General features: G+C 38.0%; 21 protein-coding genes, 1 tRNA gene and 1 pseudogene. All 23 read left to right on the forward strand.

The window, feature by feature from the left end:
* Positions 1–459: 459 nt before the first annotated feature.
* Positions 460–1,068 carry a hypothetical protein gene (locus tag KSZ58_RS21805; protein ID WP_118002527.1) on the forward strand — a complete coding sequence of 203 codons (609 nt, stop codon included), beginning with the start codon at positions 460–462 and terminating at the stop codon, positions 1,066–1,068.
* Positions 1,069–2,068: 1,000 nt separating this feature from the next.
* A tRNA-Gln gene (locus KSZ58_RS21810) sits at positions 2,069–2,142 on the forward strand.
* Between the two features lie 315 nt (positions 2,143–2,457).
* Positions 2,458–2,931, forward strand: a complete 474-nt coding sequence (locus KSZ58_RS21815) for a hypothetical protein (RefSeq protein WP_118002529.1) — start codon at positions 2,458–2,460, stop codon at positions 2,929–2,931.
* Between the two features lie 45 nt (positions 2,932–2,976).
* Positions 2,977–4,614 carry a hypothetical protein gene (locus KSZ58_RS21820; RefSeq protein WP_065531386.1) on the forward strand — a complete coding sequence of 546 codons (1,638 nt, stop codon included), beginning with the start codon at positions 2,977–2,979 and terminating at the stop codon, positions 4,612–4,614.
* A 199-nt stretch (positions 4,615–4,813) separates the two neighbouring features.
* Positions 4,814–6,268, forward strand: a complete 1,455-nt coding sequence (locus tag KSZ58_RS21825) for a phage portal protein (protein ID WP_118002531.1) — start codon at positions 4,814–4,816, stop codon at positions 6,266–6,268.
* Between the two features lie 131 nt (positions 6,269–6,399).
* Positions 6,400–6,966, forward strand: a complete 567-nt coding sequence (locus tag KSZ58_RS21830) for a hypothetical protein (protein ID WP_118002532.1) — start codon at positions 6,400–6,402, stop codon at positions 6,964–6,966.
* 4 nt (positions 6,967–6,970) lie between these two features.
* Positions 6,971–7,318, forward strand: a complete 348-nt coding sequence (locus KSZ58_RS21835; protein WP_217752935.1) for a hypothetical protein — start codon at positions 6,971–6,973, stop codon at positions 7,316–7,318.
* An 18-nt stretch (positions 7,319–7,336) separates the two neighbouring features.
* Entirely contained in the window at positions 7,337–8,401 is a 1,065-nt protein-coding gene (locus tag KSZ58_RS21840; protein ID WP_055201347.1) for a major capsid protein, read from the forward strand.
* A gap of 13 nt (positions 8,402–8,414) precedes the next feature.
* A complete protein-coding gene (locus tag KSZ58_RS21845) occupies positions 8,415–8,753 on the forward strand; it encodes a hypothetical protein (protein WP_118002534.1) in 339 nt (112 codons plus the stop codon).
* Positions 8,754–8,761: 8 nt separating this feature from the next.
* Complete coding sequence (locus KSZ58_RS21850; protein WP_142419633.1) at positions 8,762–9,160, forward strand: hypothetical protein; 399 nt, start codon at positions 8,762–8,764, stop codon at positions 9,158–9,160.
* Positions 9,161–9,207: 47 nt separating this feature from the next.
* The gene (locus tag KSZ58_RS21855) at positions 9,208–9,519 is read left to right on the forward strand and encodes a hypothetical protein (protein WP_217752936.1); all 312 of its coding nucleotides are present in this window, start codon (positions 9,208–9,210) and stop codon (positions 9,517–9,519) included.
* A gap of 16 nt (positions 9,520–9,535) precedes the next feature.
* A complete protein-coding gene (locus KSZ58_RS21860) occupies positions 9,536–9,703 on the forward strand; it encodes a hypothetical protein (protein ID WP_185957945.1) in 168 nt (55 codons plus the stop codon).
* A complete protein-coding gene (locus KSZ58_RS21865; RefSeq protein WP_217752937.1) occupies positions 9,703–10,212 on the forward strand; it encodes a hypothetical protein in 510 nt (169 codons plus the stop codon). Before KSZ58_RS21860 ends, KSZ58_RS21865 begins: the two co-directional genes overlap by 1 nt.
* The gene (locus tag KSZ58_RS21870) at positions 10,212–10,622 is read left to right on the forward strand and encodes a hypothetical protein (RefSeq protein ID WP_217752938.1); all 411 of its coding nucleotides are present in this window, start codon (positions 10,212–10,214) and stop codon (positions 10,620–10,622) included. Before KSZ58_RS21865 ends, KSZ58_RS21870 begins: the two co-directional genes overlap by 1 nt.
* Before the next feature lie 17 nt (positions 10,623–10,639).
* Entirely contained in the window at positions 10,640–11,374 is a 735-nt protein-coding gene (locus tag KSZ58_RS21875) for a hypothetical protein (RefSeq protein WP_055201358.1), read from the forward strand.
* 63 nt (positions 11,375–11,437) lie between these two features.
* Positions 11,438–11,971, forward strand: a complete 534-nt coding sequence (locus KSZ58_RS21880; RefSeq protein ID WP_217752939.1) for a hypothetical protein — start codon at positions 11,438–11,440, stop codon at positions 11,969–11,971.
* 35 nt (positions 11,972–12,006) lie between these two features.
* The gene (locus KSZ58_RS21885; protein ID WP_217752940.1) at positions 12,007–12,333 is read left to right on the forward strand and encodes a hypothetical protein; all 327 of its coding nucleotides are present in this window, start codon (positions 12,007–12,009) and stop codon (positions 12,331–12,333) included.
* 66 nt (positions 12,334–12,399) lie between these two features.
* Positions 12,400–13,359, forward strand: a complete 960-nt coding sequence (locus KSZ58_RS21890) for a zinc-ribbon domain-containing protein (protein ID WP_217752941.1) — start codon at positions 12,400–12,402, stop codon at positions 13,357–13,359.
* Positions 13,360–13,439: 80 nt separating this feature from the next.
* The gene (locus tag KSZ58_RS21895) at positions 13,440–18,245 is read left to right on the forward strand and encodes a hypothetical protein (RefSeq protein WP_217752942.1); all 4,806 of its coding nucleotides are present in this window, start codon (positions 13,440–13,442) and stop codon (positions 18,243–18,245) included.
* Positions 18,242–18,613, forward strand: a complete 372-nt coding sequence (locus tag KSZ58_RS21900) for a hypothetical protein (RefSeq protein ID WP_055201369.1) — start codon at positions 18,242–18,244, stop codon at positions 18,611–18,613. The genes KSZ58_RS21895 and KSZ58_RS21900 overlap by 4 nt, the downstream gene beginning before the upstream one ends.
* 16 nt (positions 18,614–18,629) lie before the next feature.
* Positions 18,630–18,896, forward strand: coding sequence for a hypothetical protein (locus tag KSZ58_RS21905; protein ID WP_142419640.1), 267 nt, complete (start codon positions 18,630–18,632; stop codon positions 18,894–18,896).
* A complete protein-coding gene (locus KSZ58_RS21910) occupies positions 18,896–19,288 on the forward strand; it encodes a hypothetical protein (protein WP_142419641.1) in 393 nt (130 codons plus the stop codon). The genes KSZ58_RS21905 and KSZ58_RS21910 overlap by 1 nt, the downstream gene beginning before the upstream one ends.
* A gap of 18 nt (positions 19,289–19,306) precedes the next feature.
* A pseudogene (locus KSZ58_RS21915) lies at positions 19,307–20,912 on the forward strand (hypothetical protein); the annotation flags it as partial.

The following is a 20,912-nucleotide window of genomic DNA, read 5'->3' on the forward strand; positions in this document are numbered from 1 at the left end:
AAGTCAGTATAACCCTTGATGAATTGGGCATACTGATAATACATAAACAGATGATGATTAGACATGATTCGTCATCTACTATCTAAACCTGTCGATTTTTACTTACACATAATTCTTCACATTCCCGCTTTATAGCTGTTTTTGTTAGCTTATATGCCTTGGTTTGTTAGCTTATAAAGGCTACGTGTTAACATGCTGCATCCGGTTCTGTGGTAGCTTGCTTCATGGATCAATCCAGCTGATCCAATGGCAAGACCCCACCCCCTCCCTATAGGGCAGATCGCATATACCCCCTTCTCAGTCCCACCACCAAATTTTTTGTAAAAAGGCGCATACTTTTCTCTCTATTTTAGCCCTTAAAACTTCCCATTTGAGACCTACTTGGTGTATACTTAAAACAGCAGGAAAAAGGTGGTAAATTGCATACACGACTATGCATACTGATAGGAGAGGATTTCTATGATATTTGAACAAAATGAATTATGTGAAATATATGTAAACCTTTTTAATTGGCTTGCTGGTCATTCTTCAGGGAAAAGCCACGCTTATAAAAGTTACCATAACAGTATGGATAAAAAAATATGGAAGCCATTATTCTCTAAAATTGAAGAAATCCAGATTAAAGAGACAAAAACAAAAGAAGAAATTGATTTTTTAGAAAAAGTGATATATAGAGGTGATATGCATAGGTTACAAATCGCAAAAAAAATGAAGAACGGATATATTGACCATAGAGAAAATTATTTTTCATGGTCTAAAACCATTAATGGTGTTACAGCAAAACCACTTTCATACTGTGGTAATTGTCTGCATATATTAGCTAACACAAAAAATGAATATGCGTTTGATGTATTTGGATTCTTATATCATATTATTACTTATAGATATAAATTTATACCATCTCAAGATTACGATATAAGAATTTTATGCCGGTACGAGGAGGAAGAAGAAATAGTATTCCCTGTTGCAAAAAATACTATAATTTCTGTAAGTATTGAAAATGTTAAAGATTTAAACAAATATCCTAATAATAATTTGATTAAGGAGAATGAATGGTTTAGAAAGTAATAAATACTATTCAATCACAATTTATGTAGAAATAAAGCGGGAACACTGGCTCACCGGTGATGCGGTGAGTGACGAAGCGTTAAGTGTTGGTGTACAAGAGGCGGTAAGGTACACAGAAGACCTTTCAACTTGCGGGAGCTGCATTAGTGCCAACATAGCGGCCGTAGCGCCGATAGTAGACTGAACACCTCTCATGGAAGTGTCCCATTCAGTCTTTTTTATGGCTTAGCTTGGTATCTGGAAATCTTTCGGAGGTCATGTTGTTGGCAATAAATACTTTCCATTAAGCCAATAATAACCAAGTTCACAGTTATGGAAGCTGTGAAACCTTTAATTGGGTATCGTTACGAGTTTGGAACCGCATATATAACGATGCCTACCTATCAGTGATGATGACTTGGCGGTTCAAGGAAATTAGCTTGATAGGATTATTTGTATCAGTGGCGGAATAGGTAGACGCATAGTATAACAACAGCTTGCGTGGTAAAGTACACGAAGAGTATGGCGAGATGCATTTCGACTGGTGCATTATGCAAGGTGCAAATCCCTGCCTGATACAATTTATCTGATCCACGAACGTGGAAACAGGATTGAGAACGCATTGCGTTGTCTGAACAGCGGTAAGGAATCTTACGGGACTTACTGCGGCCGTGGCGGCAGGCTGAAGACCGTTGCTCTGGAGTGTATGCTGAACGCTATCCCCTCTACGGCAGGAGGAAAAGCCAATTATAAAGCACATAGAAGCCGCCCGTTATATGGGAATCGGTTGTACATGTGCTTTTCTATTTGCTCAATTTGATAGATTTCATAACCTCGGCATAAGGGGAATCGCTTACTGAAACCGGATGCCAAAGACGATAGCAGACAGTCACCGGCTTAAAATCTGCACATACACGGAAAAAGGGAGAGAACCTCCCTTTATATACCTCTGGTGTAAAGGAAACATAACGGTCTCCAAAACCGTTGCTCTCAGTTCAATTCTGAGGAGGTATGCCAATATTTCCGATTAGCCAAATGGAAAGGCAATGGACTTTGAATCCATGAGTTCTGGTTCGACCCCAGAATCGGAAACCATTTAACACTTCTGAGCGGTTGTATTTGAGATTAAAGTAGCCAAGCATCAGATAGGCTTGCTTAAATACGTAGAACGATACCACGCTCATTCGTATACACGGTTTCACTCAAATAATAGAGTGATGTGGCAGTACATGGTTTTTCTCCTCCAACTTGCGTAAATATACCTCCCTTTCTGTTTTTATCCTTTATGTCTATGTACTGCAAAATACAAAAAAGCTGCACAGTACCTATCGCCTTGTCTGTGTGGCAAATCATTAACTATTTTTTTATATCCCTTTTCATGCTATATTATTATAGAAAGGGTGGATGAAAATGATTAAAGAATTTCTAAATTGTTTAACGGCAAATCAACAGCCGAAGTATCACGTATCAGAAGAAAGGGATATTACATTAGATAGAAAAAAGATAATTTATTTAGTTAATCAAATTGAATATTTTACCAACTATAGAAAAGAACGTTTCTATATAGCGATTTTCCTTTCTGTTTTAGTAGCATTAGAAATTGCCATGGTTATTGTGAAATATGAGGTCATAATAAGGGTAATGGAAAGCATAATGGCTCCTCTGATAATATCAGGAATGATACTCTATATGGAAACTAAAGGTGATTCATACATTGCTCTAATGAATTATGAAAATGAATTATATGATATATGTGAATACATAAGGTTAAATGATAGCCTAAAAGAAAATGAATATTATATATTATTATATATCAATACGAATAAAGAGAAATATACAAGAAAAAATCCATTTGATGCAGATAAAGCGAGAGGTTTAAAATGAAAGTGAGATGATGGTGATGAAAGTCATGTATTATATGGAGGTTAAATGAAGACGATTGAATTAATTAACATCCTTCTTGAACAACGTGACTGCAAAAGATACCAAAATCTGGATGATTTATTTGAACTTCTACGAATATATGAGCCTGAAGACATGGTGCATGCACACCGGCTTAATAAGGTAGTTCGTGATGTGTCTGTAAAGCAATCAAAAAATGCATTTTTACCAATATCAGAGAGAGAACGTTTCATACAACTGTATAAGCGTTCTCTTTTATTTGATGCGCCGATAGATTTTGATGCGTATTTGCTTTATGTAGAATTTGATCGGGACCCAGATAAACGATTCTATTTGCCACGGCGAAAAATTCTAAAGGATAAGCTTATTCGGCACCTTCAGGACTTAGCCGATGATGTGATAGACATATTAACGATTTCAATGCCACCAGGTACCGGTAAATCAACTGCCGGTATTTTCTTTTTATCATGGCTAATGGGAAGGAATCCAGAAAAATGTAATCTAGCATCTGGTCATGCTGACGGATTGACCAGAGGTTTTTATGATGGTGTTATGTCTATAATCACTGACCCCGAGTATCTTTGGCACGATGTGTTTCCCGATGTTCAATTGGTCAATAAAAGTGCAAAATATGAAACACTTGATTTGGATAAGGTTAAGCGATTTCCTTCGTTAACTTGTAGAGCTATAGATGGATCATTGACTGGAGCAACACGATGTGAAGGAATACTTTATGTCGATGACCTTGTATCCGGTATAGAGGAAGCTTTGTCTATTGATCGTATGGACAGGCTGTGGATGAAATACTTTAATGATTTGAAGTCACGTAAGAAAATGAAGTGTAAAGAACTCCATATAGCAACACGATGGTCTGTACATGATCCTATCGGTCGGCTTGAAAGAGATAACGAAAATAATCCTCGAGCAAGATTTATTTGCATTCCAGCTCTGGATGAAAATGGTGAATCCAACTTCAATTATGATTTTGGCGTAGGCTTTGATACTGAGTATTTCAAAAACATTGAGAAAGATATGGATGAAGTATCATTCTTGGCGCTTTATATGAATCAGCCTATTGAGCGTGAAGGACTACTGTTTCCGGAAAAAGAACTCCGGTATTTCAATGGGATACTTCCGCAGATTAAACCAGATTGTATATATTCCGCATCTGACGTTGCGTGGGGCGGTGGAGATAGCTATTCACAACCATTTGGTTATCAGTTTGGTGAAGATGTATACATCCCTGATTGGATATTTGATAAAGGCGATAAGACAGTGACAAGACCAAGAGTAATTGGCAAAATGTCGCTACATAAACCACATCTATCAAAATTTGAAGCAAACAATGGTGGCCATGAGTATTCAGATAAAGTGGATGAAGAATTGAGGAAGATTGGCGTTCATATGAATATCACATCGGAAGTGTCTCCGAGCAATAAGTCAAAGTTATCAAGGATAATCAGATGGGCACCGGATATAAAACGCTTCATCTTTGTTGATAAAGCCAATAGAAGTAAGGAATACGACAAGGCAATGAAAGAATTGACAACGTTTCTTCAGACAGGGAAATCACCACATGATGATTCTCCGGATAGCCTCGCTATGCTGGCAGAATTGATATATGAAGGTGGAACAAGTTATGAAATCGGTGATAGGCCGTTTTAGAAAGGAAAATTGTATGAAAAAGAAAAGCAGAGAGATTAGAGCAGCGCCGCCTGCACCATGCAGTAAGAAAACAGAGTGCAAAGGTAGAGTATGCAGCAATCCGGCATGTGAAGACTGGCGCATCTATAGAAACAAGTATTTAATCAAAGGGTAAGCAGCACTATATGTGCTTTTTTATTACCAGAAGGGAGGTGGATAGATGATAGAAATAGAATTGTTTGGCAGACAGGAAATATTCATACCACGGCAAGAAATAACGGAAGAAACACTTCCTAAAATATTGGCAAGGGCAATGGCTATCCATTCTACCAATGCAGCGCAGATACATTATCTTTGGAATTACTATAAGGGAAAGCAACCTATTCTTGAAAGAGTAAAGAGAGTACGACCCGAAATATGCAATAAGCTAGTAATCAATCATGCGTATGAAATCATGAATTTCTACATGGGATATGTTTTTGGTGATCCTATCCAGTATGTGCAGCGAGGAATACACGGCGCAAAAGAAGGATACTCCGATGTAAACAATGTATCTATGCTTAATGAGCTTATGGCTGATGATGATAAAGCTTCAAAAGACCGGGAGTTAGGTGAATGGATGCTTGCCTGCGGTGTCGGATACCGGATGACAATGCCGGCAGTTGATGACGATGCAGTATTTGAAACTGAGATATTAGACCCTAGAGTTACATTCGTTGTGAAGGATACTGGCTTTGGTAAGAAGCCTTGGCTTTGTGTGACATTTAATAAAAAGATGAACAAGGGATTTGAGTATTATGAAATGTTCGGATATACCAAGGATGTGTTCTTCGCCTGTGAGGAATTCAATTCCACGTTTCGGAAGTATCGAATTGTAAATCATGTCTTAAACCGTTTACCTATTGCTGAATATCCGTTAGGTACCGTCAGGCTTGGCGCTTTTGAACCGGTGCACTCTATTATGAATGCTATTAACAATATGGAATCAAATAGAAGTGATGGTGTTGAACAAAAAATTCAAAGTTTCTTAAAATTTTTAAATTGTGATATCGTCCCAGAAAAATTCGATGAATTCAGGGAAAAAGGCATGATAAAGATTAAGGTTCCACAAGGTAGTAGAGGCGATGTTGAATATGTAGAGGTTGATTTAAACCAAACGGATTCACAAATATATGTAGATTCCTTATACCAAAAAATGCTGCAAATTGCAGGTGTACCAGACAGAAATGCTTCCGCCGGTGGAAATACCGGGCAAGCACTTATTATCGGTCAGGGATGGTCTAACGCCGAAGCTAGAGCGAAATCCATAGAACTTTCATTCAAGCGTAGTGAAAAGCTGTTTTTGAAGATGGTACTGAGAATTATCCAGGATACGTTGAATGTAGAGCCACAATTAAGGCAGCTGAAACTTTGGGATATTGATATCAAGTTCACACGAAATAAAACGGACAGCATACTAGTTAAGGCACAAGCGTTACTTAATCTGCTGGAAGCAGGAGTGCATCCACGTATTGCATTTACTATTTGTGGACTGTTTAACGACCCAGAGCAGGCGTATGTTGATTCACAGCCATACTTAAATGCCAAGTGGCTAAGAGATTTGAAGACGAATGTACAAGAAGGCAATATCAAAAATGAAAATGATGTATTGCCTAAACTTCCGGTAACCGGATAATGACCTGAATAAGTCATTACGAAAATAAACTGTTCATTTTTTATTGGTCTTTTACTGCTAGACCTAAAACAAGAAGACGTCAGGAGATGGAGAACTCCTATAAAAGCCTAGATGGAAAGGATTGAGTAATTATGACAAAAGAACAATTATTAGCTGCCGGGCTTACAGAAGAACAAGCAGACAGTGTACTTGCAATGAGGGGAAGCGAGTTGACAAATCTTAGAAACCAGATTTCTGATTTAACACAGCAAAATACGCAGTTACAGGCTGATTCTGCTGAATTAGCAACCTTGAAACAGCAGAATTTAACAGCAGAGCAATTACAGCAGCAGGCCATTGACGAAGCTAATGCTGAAAAAGAAAAATATCAGAAGATGGCAAATAAACTGGAAGTTGAAAAAGTCCTGATTACTGCCGGCATGCAGGAAGATGATTATAAGGATTTTATCGACGGTATTGTTACAAGTGATAAAGATGCATCTGTATCTGTAGCAACAGCTATGGCAACGACCTTTAAAACAAAAATGGCGGCCGCTGAAGCGCAGGCAAAGAACGATCAGCTGAAAAATACACCACGCCCAGATGGCGGAGATGGTAGCAACGGAGAAACGAAACCAAAAGATGTTCAGTTGGCAGAACAACTGGCTCAAACCGCTAATACGCAGGGTGGATTCACAGCATATTTGAAAGGAGAATGAAATAATGAAGGTGACTTATAGAGAGTTTGGTAGTGGAATCAACGTAGTAAGTAATGAGCATTTTGTTGCTATTCCATATCATGTTGATTTTAGCGAAGTAACAGAAATAGCGTATGGTGAAGTAAAAGTAGTTAAGGCAGGAACACCAATGGCAAAGAATGGCATCAAGGCCACGGTAACAGAAGGAAAATCAAACGCTATCGGTATACTGATGCATGATGTGTATGATGATAACCCAAATACTTCATTGATAGTACATGGTTTTGTCGATAAAGCAAAGGCAGAGAAAAATACTGGTGAGGATTACGATGAAGCTACACTGGCGGCATTGCCGATGATTCAACTTTTATAGGAAAGGAGATTGAAAAAAATGAGATTGATTGATGTATATAGCGCCAAAGCGTTAGCAGCTTATTTTACGCATGCGCATAGTAATGACAGACCATATCTTGGACTGACATTATTTCCGAGAAAGAAAAAGATGGGATTGGATTTAAAATGGATCAAGGGATATAAGGGGTTGCCTGTACCACTGAACCCAAGCGCATTTGATACGAAATCAAAAGGCAGAGGGAAATTGAAAATGCAGGATGTTAGCACACAGATGCCTTATTTTAAGGAGCATGTAATGGTTGATGAAGAAGATGAACAGGAAATCTTACGTGTTACTGAGGCTGGCGATCCGTATGCTCAGCAGGTACTTGACCACATCTATACTAAAGCAGATGATTTAATTATTAGCGCAGATGTCGTAGCTGAACGTATGATTTGGATGCTTCTGGCAGCAGAAAATGGTAAACCTGGTATTGATATCACAGCTGATGGTGCGAGCTATCAGTATGATTATGATGAATCTGGAGAGTACAAGGCAGAGCACTTTGTGGAATTGACAGGCACAGATATGTGGAGTGATCATGAAAATTGCGATCCTATTGCAGATGCTCAGATGGTAATTGATAAAGCATTGGCAAAAGGTGTTATTCTTAAGGCAATGGTCATTAGTCCTAAGACGATGAGTAATCTTGTTAAAAGTAAGAAAATTGCTTCATATATCCTTGCTCAGAACTCAACAGCAAACATTTATATGAACAAAGCCAGAGTCAAAGAAGTCTTTAAAAACGAACTCAATATTGAAATTATTGTTTATGAAAAGCTCTTTAAAGACTATGATGGCAAAGACAAGGCATATTACCCTGATACGATGGCCACATTCTTACCAGAAGGCGCTTTAGGTAATCTGTGGTATGGAACATCCCCGATTGAGCGAAAGGCGTTGGGATCAAAAGATGCCAATGTATCTCAGGTTAATACTGGAGTAAACATTATGGTAACTCAGGAACATGATCCTGAAAATACAAAGACAGTGGTAGATGAAATCGTATTGCCGTCATTTGAATGTATGGATTCAGTATATTTGCTGAAGCATAGTGCGTAGGAGGTAAATGAATATGGGAAGACCGACTAATGCTGAAATCGCTGCAAAGAAAGCCGCAGAAGAAGAAAAACGTAAAGCTGATGCATTGGCTCAGCAAATTAATGGTGCTGAAGAAAGCGAGAGTGATTATGCTAACAATGCAAATCCTGATGTCGCTCAGGATGACGGTAAAAAGGTTCCGACTGACCTGCCAGAAGATAAACCGGAACCGGTAACCGCAGAACCTGTAGAAGATATGCCAGAATCAACTATCACAGCGCCTACTTCTAAAGCAGATTATGTAACATACGATCACACGGTCAAAGTAAACGGAAAATTCTACGCAACTGGTGAAAAAGTACCAGTACACTAGGTTGGTTCATGATGACCTATGATGAGCGAAAGCAATTACTCTTCCGCCGGATAAAGGATGGTCTTCCTGCTGATCTGCTTGTGAATCAAGGAGATGTCATGCCATTGAGCATTGACACTCCTTTGGTTCCATTTAATGCTGAATTGAGTCAGTATCTTGATGATTTAATGCTCATGGCTAGAGAAATCATCTTTGAAAACCAGTATCCATTTGACGATCAAGAGAGACCGGCTGATGTCATGCCAAGATATCACATGTTGCAAATACGTATCGCTATAGAAATCTTTGTTAAAGAAGGGGCGGAGGGAGAAATCGTTCATTCTGAAAGTGGTGTATCCAGAACTTACACAAGTTCTGATATATCACCTGCACTTTTGAATCAGATAACTCCTATGTGCAGCGTATGAGGATGTTGAGCAGAAACAAGCAGCGGTTATATATTGCATCACAAATTATGGATGATGAGCTTGTGGATTCACATGGAAATCGACCATTTGATAAACCGTTTTTATTTTGTGAAAATCTGGCCAGTGTAGATGGGAAATCTGAAAAAGAAGAATATGGTGATCGTGTGAGAAATATGTATAAATCGGTTGTCATGCGTAAGAAGTGGGAAGGCAGCATCAAAGAAAACGATGTAGCATATCTGGATGGCATTACACCGGATGGAGAAGCTCAGAACGGTGCACATGCAAATTATCGTGTCGAATCCGTAAGAAACACATCATTGAACATGATGACTGTTTATTTTGATAAATTGCCGTAAAGAGAGGGGTAATGCAGTGAAATTGGTAAATGTTAAGAATCCGAATGTTGAAATTGATATTCGTGATTATCTGGTGCCGGACTATCTTGGCACCCATGAATGGAAGTTGCCTGATAAAAAGGTGAATAAGAAACAGTCAAGCAAGCAATTTGATATTCAGAAGGATAAGAAAGAAGATAAGTAATGTCTGTAATCAAAAGACACTTTCAAGTCAATTTGAAAGGTATGAAGCTCATGCAGAAGAAAATTGATAATCTGCAAAATGCTATGCCACAACTTGGACAAAGATTCATAGAAATGTCGCTTGATTATCTGTATGAGAGAGCTGCTTATTACATTGAGTCTTCTACTGGCAACGGTGGATATGAACCAACTGGTGAGTTATTGGCTGGCTTGAAAAAGGATTATGAGTTAAGTAAAGTGTTTAATGACTGTGTTCATGCAGCTTGGGTTGAATTTGGTACTGGAATGATTGGCTCCGGCACACATCCAAACCCTCCTACCGGTTATCAGTATGATGTCAATGCACATGGTGAACAAGGATGGACATATCCGGGTGACGATGGTAAGTTTTATCATACTCAGGGATTAACTGCACACCGGTTTATGTATAACGCTATTACTGATTATCGAATGAACTACAAAAAGATTTTCAGCAAGGCGTTCAACGAAGTGGTGGGAGGTGCTATCTAATGAATCAGGAATATTTTAATATCGTCTTCCAAGGGTTGAAAGAGCATATCACAACACATAGCGAAATTAAGGTAAAGGTATTAGACAGGCCGAACACGGAAATATATCCGAAAATCGTTGTAACTGAAATAACGAATACATCAACTTTAAATCTGGGTAGGATGGAGTCATATTCATTACTAGGCTATGAAATAGGCATTTATGCAAAAAACGCAACAATCAATGGAAAGGCTATAGATGCTATGGATATTGCTCGCTATCTACAAGGGATTGTAGCGGATTTTATGGACTATGAGCTGCATATGAAACGGGCAATGGCTGACTATAAGGATAATATTGATAATTCACTGTACTGCATCATTATGCGGTATAACGCAAAGGGCAGCGACTATCGGAGTCGCTTTTATTAAGAAAGGAGTTCATTATTATGAATGGTTTGGATTTTGGGATACAAAAAATGACAGAGCGCTTTTTTTCAGGAATGGGTTCATGTCTTTGTTATAAAAATGAAAGTGGTAAATTTTCTGTTCTAGTATTAACAGAAACGGTACCGGCTTTTGCTTCAACACCTGAAGCTATTGAAGCAAAATATACTACTTCTGATACAACAACAAAAATCGAGGGTATGAAAACATTGGAGGACAAGGAATTTGAATTTTTTGTACACCGTGATTCAATCAATCGTTTAGAAAAACTTAAAGGCAAGGAATTGGAATTACTGCGTGTTAACGCTGATCTAACTGGTGAACGTGTCAATGGTACATTGTCTTATACTATGTCTGATAGTCAGAATGGCGAAGCTCAAAAAGGTAATATCAAGATTACTCCTACGGACTATATTGGTTATGTTGAGAATGTATTACCTCTGGTACAAGCTACTGTCACCTTTAAAACACCGATTGATTGGAAATGCGAGTTGGATAAAACGGATGGTACGTATACAAAGGATATCGAATTGAATTTTGCCGAAGGAACATTCACAGCTACAGTAAAAGATTCAACTATTGCTACAGCTGCTGTTTCAGATAATAAATTAACAATCACAGGTAAGGCAGAAGGCTCTACGATTGTTACCCTGAAAGCTTCTTGTGAAGGTTATGCTTCATGGGAAACTACAATCTTAGTTATCGTTCCAAAGGCAGTGGTAGCACCTGGATCGTAAGAATCGAAACAACAGCGCTCGGTCAATGCCGGGCGCTTGTAATTTAATAGGAGGAAAACAAAAATGAATATTTGGACATATAAGTATAACGGAAAGGACTATCCTTTCAAATTGACTCGTGCCGCTCGAAAGGCCATCAATGAATTACAGTTTAAAGTCTTTGAAGAACTACAGAACCCGGAAATAATAACAATGACAGGAGAATTGGGAGAGATTCAACAAAAGCTAAATGCTGCTAAAATGGAAGATAACAAGAGTGAGGTGGCTCAGTACGCAGCAGAATTGAATGCTTTATCAACTAAGATGATGCCATTTATGAAAGATTTTATTAGATTACAGTCTAACGAAATTGATCCTGAAGAAATTGCAGCAATCCTGCTGAAAGAGAATAAAGACCTGAAAGGGGAAGTGACGGATCAGTTCATTGATGACATGTTCGACGATATGGTGAATACTCTTGGTATAGAGAAATTCGACGAAAAGATGGTTGAGATTACAGCTAGAGTTTTTACAGTAATCCAGTCACTGCAAGACAAACTGGAAGCAATCAACAATGTGAAAACAGAGAAGACCAAGAATCCTCTGCCGATGTCGTAGTCTATAAGAGCTATGAAGAATACTGCTATGCAGTAATGATTCCAATAGCTATCGAAGCAGGTATGCCATTGGATGAATTTTGGTACGGCGAAGAAGAATTATTCTATTCTTATGCGAAGGCGTATCGTAATCGTGTCAATTACACATCGTGGATGAATAATCTCTATGCCATGAAAGCATTAGAGGTTGTTGTGAATAATCTAATGCCTAACGCTGTAAATATTGGGTTTGGTGGCGGAAAAATAACTCCGGTTCAATATTATGAGAAGCCAATCGACTTTGAAGCTGAAGCAGAGAAGCAGAAACCTGTTACTGAAGAAGAGCTTGAATCAGAGTTTAGGCGGAGAATGAGTGTATTTTGATAGAAAGAGATATTCAGTATTTCTACTACCTGTGCTATGATATTGGTATCTAGGGAGGGTATGGAAATGGAAACAATAGAAATATCATTTGACAGTAAAAGAGGCAGCAACAAAATATTAAATGATATTGTGTTATTTACAGGAAAAACACATATTGAAAATTTATTTTATGGAGTATGTACATTCGATGTAAATAAATTAGAATATATTGCATTTTCAAGGAAATATATATATTGTAGATCATTAAACAAATTTAAAATTTCTGGAGAAGATGTCTTTTGTTTGATTAGAGTTCCATGGATACAAATAAAAAAAGCAATGCTTTATTCTGGTCAAATCAATTTGATTCTGGATAACAATATAGTTGTTGCTTTATATCTTTCCAGCAGTGATACTAAAGTATTCTTATCAACCATATTGTTAGCCATTAATAATATATTGGATTATTCAGCATTTGAAATCATTAATGACACTTACAATGTGTTTAGAGCAAAAAGGGATAAAGCGTTAGGAAATATCCCGTATAAAGAACTTGGTATTAAAAATACATTTGTGATTGAACCAGATAAAGTGAAGGACATTAAGCAGGATGGCAGTAATGATAAAGCATCAAGCTATAATTATTGTCCTCATTGTGGTAAGGAGCTTGATTCAGCTTTTAGTTACTGCCCTTTCTGCGGAAAAGCAATATTGGAGCAAGAAGTGGAAGAAATTAAACAACGTACAGTGTATACAGCTCCTAAAATAGATAAGACTTCTACACCAACGTATAAAGCACATACTGTCTCTCCCAAAAAACAGTATAAAGCAAACAAAAAGGCAGGTATTGTCTCATGCCCTAAATGTGGTAGTACCTCCATCACAACGACAAATAAGAAAATCTCCATAGGGAAAGGTGTTGCAGGAGCCGCCGTAGGATCACTTGTTAATCCTGTTGGAACAATAGTAGGCGCAGCTGTTGGCGCTACACATAGTAAGAAAATATACAATGTCTGCATGAACTGTGGGCATAAATGGAAACCATAAAATAAAAGACCTCATTCGTTGGGGTATTTTATTTACATCCAAGGATGCTGTTATTTTTTATAGAAAGGCAGGTGATATGAATGAGCGAAGAAAATAAAGTCGGATTTGAATTAGAAGTTGAAACCAGAACTGCACAAGAAAATTTAAAGGCATTTAATAAAGTACTTGGCGATTATACTAATATGATAGTTAATATGGCTACAAACAGTAAATCTATTAGCAACGTAACAAGAATGATAGAAAGGTTAGGAAATATTAGCACTAAGAGAGCACAGGATAATCTTAAAGATATAAGCAAAGTCATGCGAGATATGGATTCTGCTTTCAATACTGATATTTTCAAATTACTATCAGGACAGATTAACACAATGGATTTAGCTGCTAAATCGTTCTTAAAAACTGCTTCCAGATTCAATAAAACAGATATGTCAGGGTTAGAAAATTTCAATCTTAATCCAATCGTAAAGCAGCTAGATTTGATTAAGAATGCTGATGTATCTGCTTTGGATAAATTTAAAAGCTTATCAAGCTCCGTTAATGAAATCACATCAGGAATGAAACGATTGAATGATATGGAGATATCTACAGCCACAAATAATGGTCTTACTACTAAAATGAGTAAGATTACTGAAATGGTTACTCAATTCACAACCGCTTTTGAAAACGTTAAAACCGAAGGTGTAAGCGCTATTGTCAAAGCTTTAACTGAGCTTCCCAAGGCTATGCAGGCTATGGAAAAGCTTGACCATAGCAAGGTTGGCCAATCATTCGACACATTAACTCAGAAACTTCAAAAATTATTGGCTGAATTAAGAGAGAGTTCTTCTGAGATTCATGCGTTTTCAAACATTGTATCCACACTCGGCAAGGGAACGAATACCAACCCTTTAACTAGTGGATTGCGAAATGTACAGCGTGAAATAAAAAATACCGGTACTGAGAGTGATAAAACAAATAGAAAATTGAGTAATATGCTTTCATTTGGGAAGGTCTATGCTTTTTACAACCAACTTCGCCATTATGGTACTGGTTTCGCTAACATGCTGAATAAAGCGATAGATTTTACGGAGATTGAGAACTACTTCAGCCGTGCCATGGGGAATATGCGTAGTGAGGCTATGAAGTTCCAGAATCAGCTATCTGACATGTACGGACTAGCAATGCCATCTATGATGCAGGCTCAGGCTACATTTAAAAATCAGCTCGGAGCGCTTGGTGATTTGTCTGAAGATATGTCATATATGCTGTCTGAGCGATTAACAAAAATGTCTCTTGACTATGCATCGTTGTATAATGTTTCTGTTGACTCCGCTGTTACAAAGTTTCAGGCTGCTCTGAGTAAGCAAGTAAGACCTATACGTAGTCAATCTGGCTATGATATAACACAAAGTGTACTAGGTGGAACGCTCGAAAGCATAGGAATCTATGACAGGCAGATACGTGATTTGAATGAAGTAGAAAAACGTTTAATTATCATCCTTACGTTACAGCAGCAAATGGCTCGATCAGCAGCAATGGGGGATTTTGCCAGGACTATCGAGCAGCCGGCAAACCAGCTTAAAATACTACAGCAGCAGATTGCCGAAGTAGGCCGTTGGATATCTGCTGTTTTTTATGGCGTGATTGGAAAGGTTTTACCGTATATTAACGGTTTTGTGATGGCGATAAAGTCATTGATTCAAATGTTTGCTTCATTCCTCGGCTATGAACTGCCTGATTCATCTGGATCTACAGGCAGTATTTTGGACAGCATGGATGATTCGCTCGGTGGCGTATCTGATGGCATGGATGATGTAAATGCAGGTATTGACGATGCCAATAAAGGATTAGATAGCGCAAAGAAAAAGACTAAGGAATGGAAGAATTTTCTTGCAGGTTTTGATGTTGCGAATGTAATCCCCGATCAAAGTACTGATGATTCTTCTTCAGGATCTGGTGGTGGAGGTTCAGGCGCTGGTGGTATGTCTATTGATCCACGATTATTAAAAGCGTTACAGGATATGGATTATATATTTGACAATATTAGAATGAAAGCTATGGACATTCGTGACCGGCTGCTTGAATGGGCGAGTATTCTTGGTAAGGTGGTTGATGATAATATCTTTGAACCTATCCGCAATAGTTGGAATAAATATGGTTCTGGTATATTGAAGAACATTACTGAAACCAGAGATAACATTGTGCATATTTTAGGCGGGGTTTTTGATGTTGTAGCAAAGAAATGGAAACCATTTTTTCAAGCTGCATCTGATTTGTTCTTTAGCCTACTAGATACAGCTTCACTTGTTACAGATACGATATCGACATTCTTCCGACATGTATGGGATTCCGGCGGTAAGTATTTATTTGAATCATTGTGGGATTTAGCTACAGCGTTTTTGGAATTAGCAACCAGTGTAAACGATAACTTTGTTAAGCCAATAATAAACTGGTTTAAAAGAAGTATTGCACCAGTATTCGGTGATCTTGTTGGCACTATTCTTAAAGGCGCAGGGAAGATTGTAAAAGGTTTTGCAAACGTTATAACATGGATAGCAAAATGTAAACCCGTAGTTGTTACTTTGGGATCAGCCTTTACAGCTTTGTTTTTGACGATTAAGATAGCAAAAATTGTAGAACTAGCAACAGCTCTAGGTGGAGCTCATAGTGTATTACGTACTTTTGGGGCATTGGCTTTGCAACACAGTAGCACTTTAAGAAAATTATGGCAAGTATTCTCTGATGGTTATTCCAAAATAACAAATACAAAAAGTGTTTTAAATGTTTTTAATACTACTTTATTAAATACCAAGGCTGGAGAAGCGTTTAAAAAAGTGATGAATGGTATCGGCGATAAACTTCTCAATGTAAGTTCAAATATGTTGGAAGCAAGTGGGAAAGCAACATCACTAGGATCGACTATTATCGGTAAATTAGGAGCAGCATTTAGCTGGCTTGCAGCAAATCCAGTAGTGGCTGTAGTGGCAGGTTTAACTGCTGTAATAGCAGCAATCGCTTTGCTTGGTTCAACTCAAAAAGAGAAGAAGTATGAAATGGATGATTATTCCAAATCTGTACAAGACCAGATAACCGCACTTGATGATTTGAAAAAGTCTATGGATGATGCAAAAGCTTCAACAGATAAAGAAATTTCTTCAAAGATGGCTGAATACAAACGGCTTGAACAAAACGTAGATATATTGCGCCGTATGGCTGGAGAAACAGGCTATGTGGATAGTATCGAGCAAGCAAAGAAAAAAGTAGAAGCTATCAATAAGGAACTTCCGGGAACAGTAAAACTGACTAAAGAAGGACGTATTGAATGGCTGAAAACACCTGATGCTATTCAGAAGAATATTGATAAGCTTAAGGAAAAGGCCAGACAAGAAGCATATGAGAAGCTCTATGTTCAGTATATCCAAGCTCAGATTGAAGCAGAAGCAAAACAGGCTGAATCAAGGGATAAGTTGAATAAATTAAGTGAACGTAAACTTGAATTGTCTAAGCAGATTCAACAGGCAGCAGCTGATGGTGACAGTGAAAAACTTGGGAAATTGAGTGATGATTTAAACCAAGTGAATGCTGATTTAGATGGAACTGAAAAAGCTCTAAAAAAAGCGAATGATGCTGTAGATGCCGCAAAGAAAAAGCAAGATGGTCTTGATAAGACCTTAGGAAATGTTTCCTCTTCTACAAATGGACTCACTGAGGAACTCGGTAAATTCTACGCACAGTTTGGTTTGAGTGATAAAAAAGCGGCTGAGTTTGAAAAACTTGCTACTAAGATGAAAGAAACCAATAAAGTAATGGATTCTTGTATGAAGGATGGCAAGGTAATAAACAAGAAAGAGTATGACGATACAAAAAAGACACGGGAAAAGCTTGTTAAGGAATATGCAGAGAAAGCAAAAAAGTATAAGTTATCATCTAAAGATATCATTGATATTGCTAAAAAGAATGGTGTTAATTTATCCAAAGAAGAATTAGAGCAAGCTAGAAATTCTTTAAAGAATGCAGAACAATCAAAGAAAGATATTACTAAGGTCAAAAAGCAGCAGAACGCAGAGCTGTTATCGCTGTTAGACAAACTTGGCATTGACAAGGATTCTAAGCTGGGTAAACAGTATCAGGCTGAACTGAAAAAAGCGCAGGAAAATGGTACGAAATCCGGTGAGGACTATATCAAGAATATCAAAAAGGGAATCAGCAATGGTGATATATCTCCAGATGCTCAGGCACAATGGAATAAAGGTCAGAAGATTTTCGATAATCCATTGACTGTTCTTGCTAAAGTTATGGGTGCTGATTCTGCGGGTAATAATGCATGGCAAACAATGAACAGGATACTGTCAAAAACAATATGGGGTAAAGCTGAGATTGGTAATAAATCCAATGCTGCATGGGATGCATATAATTGGTTTGATAGTTGGTTCAAGGCAGGATCACACACAATATGGGGGCAGTCAGCACTTGGAAATAAATCTAATGCAGCGAATGAAGCTCTTGAATGGTTCCAACAATATTTTAGGAAGCACCCTATTGAAGCAACCCTTTCTATTGTTTCCGGATCAATAGATTTAGCACTTGGAAAAGTCACAGGTTGGATGCAAAAAAAGGCTGAAGGTGGATTTGTTGATACAGGACAAATGTTTATTGCTCGTGAAGCGGGACCGGAGCTTGTCGGTACTATGGGTGGGCGTACAGCCGTTGCAAATAACGATCAGATTACATCCGGTATCTACAGGGCGGTTCTGCAAGCTTTACGTGACGGTGGTGGATTCCAAGACCGTGGAGGTGACTTATACATCACTATTCAGAATGAAGATGGTTCTAAGACCACTAAAATCATTAAGGACTACAAAAAACAAATGATATTTTCCGGAGGTAAAGGAGGTGTGCCAGTATGATAAAGACGGTTGATCCTATTCTGTATCTTGGCGGTGTTAAAGTCAAAGACCCTTCCAGTATTACGATTCAGCGTAATAAGCTATGGTCACAAGGCTCTGGACGGTCACGCAGTGGTAATTTCTGTGGTAAAGTACAGGCACTCAAATACCGTATTGATGTGCAGTGGTCATGGCTGACGGAGGCTGAAGCTGCTCAAATTTGCGCTTTACTTGAACCAGATTATATCGATGTGAAATTCCGTGATCCTAAAACAAAACAAATGAAAACGATTCGTGCATATGCTGGTGATGAAGTTTACAGCGTGTACAGTTATGCTATTGAAAAGGCAGTCTATGAGGGGCTGCCTATTTCTTTGGTTGAGAAATAAGGAAGGGGTGTCGTTTATGACAACAACAATTACTGAAAAAGAAGAAGTGAGAAAAACATTGAAATCAGAATCAAAAAATACTGACGGTGTTACTGTGGTGACTATGGAAGCATCAGTGACAAATATGGATTATAACACAATCAGTTATCATGTAAATATCGTGAATATTGCTGAATATGCAAAAGATAAGGTGAAGTATGATACTGATATCGCAGCCTTTAAGCAGCGTTACGATGAGGCTGTTACAGAGCTTGTGGTAATCACAGAAGGGAGTGTAGAATAATGAAGTTAAGAAGTGGTCAGCTTATTATGCTTATGAATGGATTGTCAAATGTGCAAACTGCAATCAGTCCAAAAGTCAATTATAATGTGAGCCGTAATAAGAAAATTCTTATGGATGAAATAAAAGAATATCAGGATGAAATCACAAAGTTGCAGAAGAAACACTGTAAACTTGATAAAAATGGTGAACTGGTAACAAAAGAAAAAAGTAATGAAATCACATTTAAGAGCAAGGAAGATAAAACGGCTCTAACTACTGCAATCAATGAAATCAATAATACAGAGTGCGAATTGCCAATCAGGATGATCAAGCTTGATGATATCTCTGTGTCTATTTCTCAGGCTGAAATGGATGCTTTAGAATTTATGATTGAAGAAGAATCTGATAAATAAGAGAGCGAGGTGGTGTAAATGTATAGCACCTCAGAAAGATATAAGAAAGCTATAGCAAGAGATATACAATTGTGGGAATCAAAGCTAGTCATAGACGGTACAGAGTATTTTGACTTTATGAAGTTGGATGGTAAGCTTGGGATTTGCGCTGAAGAACACCTTTCCTTCGGAGGAACTGTTTCTGGATACCTGGATGTACAGATTCCAGAAATGACTTCTTCTGTGCAATTTATAGGGCGAAAGGCCATTTATTATGTTGGATTACATCTGGAGGATTACAATATTGGTGAAGAACCAGATATTGAATGGATCAAAATGGGGGTCTACAACATTGTCGATCCTCAACTTAATGATGATGTCGTAACATTTACAGCATATGACAATATGTATAAGACACAGCAGGGATTTTTTAGCAGTCTTTCAAATAGTCAGCCTGTAGCGGCTGTTCTGAGAGAGCAATGTGCCAAGATAGGTATTATATATGCTGGCGGTGATTCTGGTGAATCTATCAACGTAGAAAAGCTACAGGGACTGCAAATGCGTGATGCTATCAGCTATATAGCATCATTTTGCGGTAAAAACGCAGTTATGGATCGTGATGGTAACTTGGAGTTAAGATGGTTCTCTGCTGTTGAATTCACAGCAAGTCCAGATATATGTTCATCAACTTTCAGCGCAGGACAGGAAGATACAATAATCAGAAGAATCACTTGTGCCGTCGATTCTGAAACAAACCTTAATGCTGGCGGAGATACTGGAAGTCGAATCACTCTATCAAATCCATGTATGACACAAGCGCAGCTTAATTCGATATACAACAAAGTGAATGGGTTTACTTATCGTTCATGTTCTGTGAATATCATTATGGGACATCCTGAGCTTGATGTAGGTGATATTATTTCTGTGCAAGACTTAGATGGATCCATTTATAAAGTGCCCATCATGATTATGGATATCATAGATGATAGTGGAATTCAACAGACAATAACATCTAGCGCAAAGACAGAGCAGCAAGAGCAGTATTCTTTTCAGGGGAATATCTCACAACAAGTACAAACGAATTACAGTGAGTACATAGCCACAAAGCGATTGCTTGCAGACACAATCATTGCATATGATGGTAAGTTTGGTACCATTACTACTGATTTTCTTACTGTAAATCAAAAAATAACAGCACATGAAGGTGAGTTCAGTACATTTAAAGCTGATACAGCGGCTTTCAAGATTGCAACAGCTGAAGAATTTACAGCTATTCATGCTGCAATAGATGATCTGGATGTTAACACTATAAATGCAGCTTTGGCCAAGATAAACGTTATGGAAGGAAATCTGGCCACGATTGATACCATCATAAATGGCCATTTTACTTCTGACAGTGTTCATTCACTGATAATCAATGCAGAAAATACCGTATTCTCTAACTCAGTTATAAAGTCGGCCATGATTGACAGCGTAGCAGCTGATAAAGTCACAGCCGGAACGATTGATGCCAGCAGCATACACTTTAAGTCACAATCAGGCCGTTTGGATATTTTTGGTGAGACCCTCCAGATTAAAGATATCACAAGGCCAAGAGTACAAATTGGCAAAGATGCATCCGGAGACTACAACATGTATGTCTGGG

It is taken from the genome of Erysipelatoclostridium sp. DFI.2.3, assembly GCF_019132535.1.
Classification (GTDB): Bacteria; Bacillota_I; Bacilli_A; order Erysipelotrichales; family Erysipelotrichaceae; genus Clostridium_AQ; species Clostridium_AQ innocuum.

Bases quoted from the DNA above. Each gene is read 5' to 3' on its own strand.
- KSZ58_RS21805 (WP_118002527.1), top strand. From the start codon at position 460: ATGATATTTGAACAAAATGAATTATGTGAAATATATGTAAACCTTTTT.
- KSZ58_RS21815 (WP_118002529.1), top strand. From the start codon at position 2,458: ATGATTAAAGAATTTCTAAATTGTTTAACGGCAAATCAACAGCCGAAG.
- KSZ58_RS21820 (WP_065531386.1), top strand. From the start codon at position 2,977: ATGAAGACGATTGAATTAATTAACATCCTTCTTGAACAACGTGACTGC.
- KSZ58_RS21825 (WP_118002531.1), top strand. From the start codon at position 4,814: ATGATAGAAATAGAATTGTTTGGCAGACAGGAAATATTCATACCACGG.
- KSZ58_RS21830 (WP_118002532.1), top strand. From the start codon at position 6,400: ATGACAAAAGAACAATTATTAGCTGCCGGGCTTACAGAAGAACAAGCA.
- KSZ58_RS21835 (WP_217752935.1), top strand. From the start codon at position 6,971: ATGAAGGTGACTTATAGAGAGTTTGGTAGTGGAATCAACGTAGTAAGT.
- KSZ58_RS21840 (WP_055201347.1), top strand. From the start codon at position 7,337: ATGAGATTGATTGATGTATATAGCGCCAAAGCGTTAGCAGCTTATTTT.
- KSZ58_RS21845 (WP_118002534.1), top strand. From the start codon at position 8,415: ATGGGAAGACCGACTAATGCTGAAATCGCTGCAAAGAAAGCCGCAGAA.
- KSZ58_RS21850 (WP_142419633.1), top strand. From the start codon at position 8,762: ATGATGACCTATGATGAGCGAAAGCAATTACTCTTCCGCCGGATAAAG.
- KSZ58_RS21855 (WP_217752936.1), top strand. From the start codon at position 9,208: ATGGATGATGAGCTTGTGGATTCACATGGAAATCGACCATTTGATAAA.
- KSZ58_RS21865 (WP_217752937.1), top strand. From the start codon at position 9,703: ATGTCTGTAATCAAAAGACACTTTCAAGTCAATTTGAAAGGTATGAAG.
- KSZ58_RS21870 (WP_217752938.1), top strand. From the start codon at position 10,212: ATGAATCAGGAATATTTTAATATCGTCTTCCAAGGGTTGAAAGAGCAT.
- KSZ58_RS21875 (WP_055201358.1), top strand. From the start codon at position 10,640: ATGAATGGTTTGGATTTTGGGATACAAAAAATGACAGAGCGCTTTTTT.
- KSZ58_RS21880 (WP_217752939.1), top strand. From the start codon at position 11,438: ATGAATATTTGGACATATAAGTATAACGGAAAGGACTATCCTTTCAAA.
- KSZ58_RS21885 (WP_217752940.1), top strand. From the start codon at position 12,007: ATGATTCCAATAGCTATCGAAGCAGGTATGCCATTGGATGAATTTTGG.
- KSZ58_RS21890 (WP_217752941.1), top strand. From the start codon at position 12,400: ATGGAAACAATAGAAATATCATTTGACAGTAAAAGAGGCAGCAACAAA.
- KSZ58_RS21895 (WP_217752942.1), top strand. From the start codon at position 13,440: ATGAGCGAAGAAAATAAAGTCGGATTTGAATTAGAAGTTGAAACCAGA.
- KSZ58_RS21900 (WP_055201369.1), top strand. From the start codon at position 18,242: ATGATAAAGACGGTTGATCCTATTCTGTATCTTGGCGGTGTTAAAGTC.
- KSZ58_RS21905 (WP_142419640.1), top strand. From the start codon at position 18,630: ATGACAACAACAATTACTGAAAAAGAAGAAGTGAGAAAAACATTGAAA.
- KSZ58_RS21910 (WP_142419641.1), top strand. From the start codon at position 18,896: ATGAAGTTAAGAAGTGGTCAGCTTATTATGCTTATGAATGGATTGTCA.